The sequence below is a fragment of the Clostridium neonatale genome, assembly GCF_900465025.1.
Lineage (GTDB): Bacteria > Bacillota > Clostridia > Clostridiales > Clostridiaceae > Clostridium > Clostridium neonatale.
The window spans coordinates 478,945-485,000 of the sequence record NZ_UICR01000001.1; the positions used below are offsets into that span (position 1 = coordinate 478,945).

Genomic DNA, 6,056 nt, shown 5'->3' on the forward strand with positions numbered 1-6,056 from the left:
TATATGCAGATGTGGCGGAATTGGCAGACGCACTAGACTTAGGATCTAGCGCCTACGGCGTGGGGGTTCGACTCCCTTCATCTGCACCAAATAATGCGTGAGTGACTCAATGGTAGAGTGCCACCTTGCCAAGGTGGAAGTTGCGGGTTCGAGTCCCGTCTCGCGCTCCATTTTTAAACAAAATTATGGACAATGCAATATGCGGGTATCGTATATCGGTAATACTCCAGCCTTCCAAGCTGGCAAGGTGGGTTCGATTCCCACTACCCGCTCCAATTATGCGGGATTAGCTCAGTTGGTAGAGCACCTGACTCTTAATCAGGGTGTCCAGGGTTCGAACCCCTGATCTCGCACCATATACAAGGTTCATTGTATAGTGGGATGTCGCCAAGCGGTAAGGCAATGGACTTTGACTCCATTATGCGTAGGTTCGAATCCTGCCATCCCAGCCATTTTACGGTTCACTAGCTCAGTCGGTAGAGCACATGACTTTTAATCATGGTGTCCCGGGTTCGATTCCCGGGTGAGCCACCAATATATGCAGATGTGGCGGAATTGGCAGACGCACTAGACTTAGGATCTAGCGCCTACGGCGTGGGGGTTCGACTCCCTTCATCTGCACCAAGTTGCGTGAGTGACTCAATGGTAGAGTGCCACCTTGCCAAGGTGGAAGTTGCGGGTTCGAGTCCCGTCTCGCGCTCCACTAATTAAAAATTATGTACAATAATATGCGGGTATCGTATATCGGTAATACTCCAGCCTTCCAAGCTGGCAAGGTGGGTTCGATTCCCACTACCCGCTCCAAAAAACAACTGAAATCAGTTGTTTTTATTTTTATATAAAAACAGAAGAAAATATTAAGATATGCACCTATAGCTCAGTTGGATAGAGCGTTGGACTTCGAATCCAAGCGTCGCAAGTTCGAATCTTGTTAGGTGTACCAAAACGTAGAAATACCGAGGCTTTACAAAAAGTAGAGTCTCGGTATTTTTTTATACTACAGCCAATAGACTTTGTTAAGGTATAAAGAACTTAGTTTAAAAGAATCCAATAGTAGCAGGAACAAGTAACTATAGAGCTATCTAAAAATTAACAAATTAAATATTATATCTAAATCATTTATCAAGAAAAATTACATTGATTTATGGTTTAGATTTTTTGTATTTAACTATATGTAGTATAGGTGGGGGAAGATGTATTTTTTTAGGGGAGGATATCATAGAACATAAGGCGTGAAAGAAATTATATAAAATGCTGAAATGGAGTTTTTATATATAGAATTTATAAATATCTTATTTAGACAATTTAAAGATAGTGTCTAAATATAGGCTGTAGAAAAATATTGTAAATTGCTTTTATTTATTTAGATTCTTATAATGAAATTAAGTTAGACATATGTATAATAATTTACAATAGAAATGGAGAAAACATATGAGAATTGCAATAGTTACAGGAGCATCTTCAGGCTTAGGGCTAGAATTTATTAAAACACTTATCAATAAATATAAAGATTTACAGGAAATATGGGTTATTGCAAGACGAAAAGAAATATTAGTACAAATTGCAGATAAATATAAGGATGTAAATATAAGACCAGTGTCAATAGATTTAGGAAAAGATAAATCCTATACTGAATTGGAGCAGATTTTACAAAAAGAAAAGCCAGAGATACAGATATTGATTAATAACGCAGGGTATGAAAGAATAGGATATTTCAAGGATATGGATATGTCAGATATTATTTCAATTATCAATGTTAATATAAAAGGAATAACAGCAATAAACAGACTTTGTCTACCTTATATGAAAAAAGGAAGCTTTGGAATTATTACTGGTTCAATTTCTTGTTTTTCGCCAATACCAAATCAGGCCGTATATAGTGCAAGTAAAGAATATACTTATTATCTTGGAAAGGCTCTAAGAGAAGAACTGCAAAAAGAAGGTATTAATATATTGACTCTATGTCCAGGCAATATGGATACTGAAATGAATCCAAGGGGGAGTATAAAACATAGCCCCCAAATAAATATGCTTCCATTTTTGGATATGAAGGTAGTTACAGAAAGAGCATTGGAAAAAGCGGAGAAGGGAAAGGCTGTTTATACACCAGGAGGTTTTTATAAATTTTATAGAATATGTAGCAAGATAATACCTTCTGCATTTATGGTAAAGATAACAAAGAAATTTTTTTAGAAAGGTTAAGATATAGCAGTTATGAAATATGATTTAACTAAGAAGACAAATCGTTTTGCAGAGAGAACATTGAAGGATTTTTCGGAGACATTATTTTCTCTAGTAGAGAAGAAAAAATTTGAAGATATTACTGTAAATGAATTATGTAATGCATGTAATTATCCAAGAGCCACATTTTATAACTACTTTCAAGATATATATGATTTGCTTGATTACTGCTGGGAGAATATGAGCAAGGAAATTAAAATTCAGGATTATAAGAGTATTACACCAGAGGAGCGTACACAAGTATTATTTGAGAGATTATATACCTTTTTTGAAAAGAAAAAAGATACTGTAGATCGTATCATGTCTAATAATGAAATAGATGGAGCAATGGCAGAATCTTTAAAACGCTTTATGCTTTTAAAAATAAAAGAAATAGTATCTTCTTGTGAGAATATTAATAACCAGAGCGTTCCATTTGAATTGATAGTTATGCATTATAGCAATACCTTGCAAATGATTTTAGAATTTTGTTTTTTAAGGAAAGATTTAATTTCCAAAGAAGAAGCGCAAATAAGTATTGACTACCTATTAGTATCATTAGAAAAGAAAGGAAAGTTGTTATGATTTTATATTTTTCCGCAACAGGAAATTCTAAATATGTCGCAGAGAGAATTGCAAAAGTAACAAATGAGGAGTGTGTGTCTATCTTAGATGTGATAAAGGATGATAAATATTATTTATCAATAAAGGCAAATGAAACTGTGGGGATTGTTTCGCCAACATATGCTTGGGGGTGTCCTTCTGTAATTATTGATTTTTTAAAGAATGTTTCTCTTACAGAAAATAAGAAATGCTATATGTACTATATAGCAACTTATGGAACAACACCAGGCAATAATGGTTACTTTGCTAATAAAAATCTATTTAAAAGTATAGGAAGAGAATTTGATGCTTATTTTAGTGTGAAAATGCCAGATACATGGACTCCTATATTTAATTTATCTAATAAAGAAAAAGTATCAGAAATAAATAGAAAGGCTGAGCCACAGATAGATGAAATAATTGCAAATATACAAAATAAATCTTCTGGTGATTTTATGAAAAATAAGATTCCAAGATTTACAGCACCTTTCTATAAGCCATACTATGACAATATGAGAAAAACTAAAAATTTCACTGTAGAAGATAGCTGTATTGGATGTAGATTGTGCGAAAAAAAATGTCCTGTCAATGCTATTGAAATTAAAGATGGAAAACCGGTTTGGGTGAAGGATAAATGCGTAATGTGCCTTGGCTGTCTGCATCGCTGTCCTAAGTTTGCAATTCAGTATGGAAAAAATACGAAAAAGCATGGACAATATAAGAATCCCAATACAAAAGTGTAAGAAAAATATCATAATAATTTTATATTTTTAGAAACTGTAGATTTTAAATGTGTATCATATAAGATGACAAATCAATATTGTACGTTTGATAAATAATTAGTAGTATTTTTTAACTAGTTTAAGGAAGTGATACCATATCAAGAGCACCAAAACCAATTGTTCTGCAATCATCAAAGATGAACAAATTTAAATAAAAAAGGATTAATCTATAAGACTTAAGATTGTATTATTTGTAATAATATCTGGAGTCTTATTTTATTATAAAACAAATCATCGAACTAAAGTTTCATAACTTTTAAAATATGAAGTTTTAGAAAAAATTAAATCAATTTATTAATTTAAATAGAAATAGCATATTTAAGTGGGAGTAAAAGTGCATATAAAATAAAAAAATAAAAAAATATGAAAAAAGCTTTGACAAAAAAGAATAAATAAGATACAATAACATTCGTTGTGAGGAACAAATCTTACAAATAAAAAAAATATTAAATATGCGTTTTTAGCTCAGCTGGATAGAGCAACGCCCTTCTAAGGCGTGGGTCAGGGGTTCGAATCCCTTAAAACGCACCATTGATGGTGAACGTAGTTCAGTTGGTAGAGCGCCAGTTTGTGGCACTGGTTGTCGTGGGTTCGAGTCCCATCGTTCACCCCATAAAATTGGGATGTCGCCAAGCGGTAAGGCAATGGACTTTGACTCCATTATGCGTAGGTTCGAATCCTGCCATCCCAGCCATTATTTTAATAAATAAACAACACTTGTAAAGTTTAATGATTTCAAGTGCGAGGAAACAAATGATTTATGAAATGAGCAGTATGTTTATACGCGAATGAATAAATTATGCAGTTGACGAAGTAATTGAGAGCAGTAAACGAACAAAATTTGGTTCACTAGCTCAGTCGGTAGAGCACATGACTTTTAATCATGGTGTCCCGGGTTCGATTCCCGGGTGAGCCACCAAATAATGCGTGAGTGACTCAATGGTAGAGTGCCACCTTGCCAAGGTGGAAGTTGCGGGTTCGAGTCCCGTCTCGCGCTCCATTAAAAATTACATACAATAAATATGCGGGTATCGTATATCGGTAATACTCCAGCCTTCCAAGCTGGCAAGGTGGGTTCGATTCCCACTACCCGCTCCAAAGAACAGTTCTTTCTTGAACTGTTCTTTTTTTATATTCAAATATATTATATGCTTATTTTTGAATTTAATAGAAAATCGGATTAGTAAAATATCTATATAGCATATTTTACTAAAATAAACTAGCAGAATTTATGTATTTTATTAGAGTAAAAATTGAATAATAGTTATAGATTATTTTATTAAGAAACTGAGGAGGAAGTTAGTATGTTTAAAAAATTTAGATTTATAGTTATGGTTTTATTATTAATTCTTTCTCCTAATGTTTTATTTGCACCAAACTTTAAATTATATAGAAACACTGTAGCATACGCAGATGAACAAAATAAATCAAATGAAGTTAGATTAGAAGATGATTTTTATGAAGCTATAAATAAAGAATGGATTTCTAAGAATAAACTTGGAGATGGGTGTGTCAGCTACGGTACATTTCAGGAGGTCTCAAACAAAGTTACATGTGATGTAAAAGAAATTATTAGAGATATAAAAGAAAATATAGATAAGTATGATCCAAATAGTGATGAGATAAGAATAATAACATTATATGATAACTATTTTAATATGAATATGAGAAATGATTTGGGAATAAAACCTATAGAAAAATATATTAATAGAATCGATAATATAAAAACGGAAAATGATTTAAGAAAAATCATTAGAGATAAAGATTTTTCATACTTTCAATTTCTAGTTAATTTAGGCGTTGGAACAGACTGTAAAGATAGTAATAAAAATATACTATATATAGGAAATAGTAAAATAGGTCTAGGAAATTCGCATTATTATAAAAGCGATGATATTAAATATAGCTATATAGATTATATAACTAAGTTAAATGTTTTATCTGGATTAGATAAAATGACTGCATTTAATAATGCAAAAATATTTTATGAAATTGAAAAAAAGATAGCTAATGAAATTCCTACTAAGGAAGAAGAAGCCTTAGAAGAAGATAGAATTGAAAAAAGTTATAATGTATATACATTAAAGCAATTAAATGAGGAGTATCCTAATCTGGAATTTAATAAATTACTTAAAGAATATAAAGTAAATAAAGCAAAGAAAATTATAGTGGAGAATCCTAAAAATTTAAAATCAGTAAACAATCTGGTTAAAGAAGAAAGTCTAGATAATATGAAAATATACTTTAGAACAAGTATATTGTTAAGAACTGATAATTCATTAACAGAAGATTTCAGAAAAGCAAGCTCAGACTTAAAGAGAACCTTGTATGGAGTTGGAGTCGTAGATTTAAATGAAAATAATGCAGTTAGATTTACTATGTGTCAATTAGAAGATGTAGTAAGTAGATTATACATTGATAAGAAATTTGATTATGAATGTAAAAAAGATG

4 protein-coding genes and 16 tRNA genes (1 of these 20 running past the window's edge) are annotated in these 6,056 nt (G+C 31.9%); all 20 read left to right on the plus strand.

Annotated features, from left to right (window positions below):
• Window positions 1-5 precede the first annotated feature (5 nt).
• A tRNA-Leu gene (locus CNEONATNEC86_RS02265) sits at window positions 6-89 on the plus strand.
• Between the two features lie 6 nt (window positions 90-95).
• A tRNA-Gly gene (locus CNEONATNEC86_RS02270) sits at window positions 96-170 on the plus strand.
• Between the two features lie 31 nt (window positions 171-201).
• Window positions 202-275 (plus strand) — tRNA-Gly (locus tag CNEONATNEC86_RS02275).
• Window positions 276-280: 5 nt separating this feature from the next.
• A tRNA-Lys gene (locus CNEONATNEC86_RS02280) sits at window positions 281-356 on the plus strand.
• A gap of 21 nt (window positions 357-377) precedes the next feature.
• Window positions 378-452 (plus strand) — tRNA-Gln (locus tag CNEONATNEC86_RS02285).
• A gap of 6 nt (window positions 453-458) precedes the next feature.
• Window positions 459-534: transfer RNA gene (locus tag CNEONATNEC86_RS02290), tRNA-Lys, on the plus strand.
• Between the two features lie 6 nt (window positions 535-540).
• Window positions 541-624 (plus strand) — tRNA-Leu (locus tag CNEONATNEC86_RS02295).
• A gap of 4 nt (window positions 625-628) precedes the next feature.
• Window positions 629-703: transfer RNA gene (locus tag CNEONATNEC86_RS02300), tRNA-Gly, on the plus strand.
• A gap of 27 nt (window positions 704-730) precedes the next feature.
• Window positions 731-804: transfer RNA gene (locus CNEONATNEC86_RS02305), tRNA-Gly, on the plus strand.
• A gap of 62 nt (window positions 805-866) precedes the next feature.
• Window positions 867-943, plus strand: a tRNA-Arg gene (locus CNEONATNEC86_RS02310).
• A gap of 488 nt (window positions 944-1,431) precedes the next feature.
• Window positions 1,432-2,193 carry an SDR family NAD(P)-dependent oxidoreductase gene (locus tag CNEONATNEC86_RS02315; RefSeq protein WP_159135463.1) on the plus strand — a complete coding sequence of 254 codons (762 nt, stop codon included), beginning with the start codon at window positions 1,432-1,434 and terminating at the stop codon, window positions 2,191-2,193.
• Between the two features lie 21 nt (window positions 2,194-2,214).
• On the plus strand, window positions 2,215-2,805 hold the full coding sequence (locus CNEONATNEC86_RS02320; protein ID WP_058293374.1) for a TetR/AcrR family transcriptional regulator: 591 nt from the start codon (window positions 2,215-2,217) through the stop codon (window positions 2,803-2,805).
• On the plus strand, window positions 2,802-3,566 hold the full coding sequence (locus CNEONATNEC86_RS02325) for an EFR1 family ferrodoxin (RefSeq protein ID WP_058293373.1): 765 nt from the start codon (window positions 2,802-2,804) through the stop codon (window positions 3,564-3,566). The genes CNEONATNEC86_RS02320 and CNEONATNEC86_RS02325 overlap by 4 nt, the downstream gene beginning before the upstream one ends.
• A gap of 493 nt (window positions 3,567-4,059) precedes the next feature.
• Window positions 4,060-4,136 (plus strand) — tRNA-Arg (locus tag CNEONATNEC86_RS02330).
• A 6-nt stretch (window positions 4,137-4,142) separates the two neighbouring features.
• Window positions 4,143-4,218 (plus strand) — tRNA-His (locus CNEONATNEC86_RS02335).
• Between the two features lie 6 nt (window positions 4,219-4,224).
• Window positions 4,225-4,299, plus strand: a tRNA-Gln gene (locus CNEONATNEC86_RS02340).
• 149 nt (window positions 4,300-4,448) lie between these two features.
• A tRNA-Lys gene (locus CNEONATNEC86_RS02345) sits at window positions 4,449-4,524 on the plus strand.
• A gap of 6 nt (window positions 4,525-4,530) precedes the next feature.
• A tRNA-Gly gene (locus tag CNEONATNEC86_RS02350) sits at window positions 4,531-4,605 on the plus strand.
• Between the two features lie 24 nt (window positions 4,606-4,629).
• Window positions 4,630-4,703 (plus strand) — tRNA-Gly (locus tag CNEONATNEC86_RS02355).
• 206 nt (window positions 4,704-4,909) lie between these two features.
• Window positions 4,910-6,056, plus strand: partial view of a M13-type metalloendopeptidase gene (locus CNEONATNEC86_RS02360; RefSeq protein WP_058293372.1) — the 5' portion only. 884 nt of this gene lie beyond the right edge of the window; the window shows 1,147 of its 2,031 coding nt (coding positions 1-1,147); it begins with the start codon at window positions 4,910-4,912; its stop codon lies beyond the right edge, outside the window.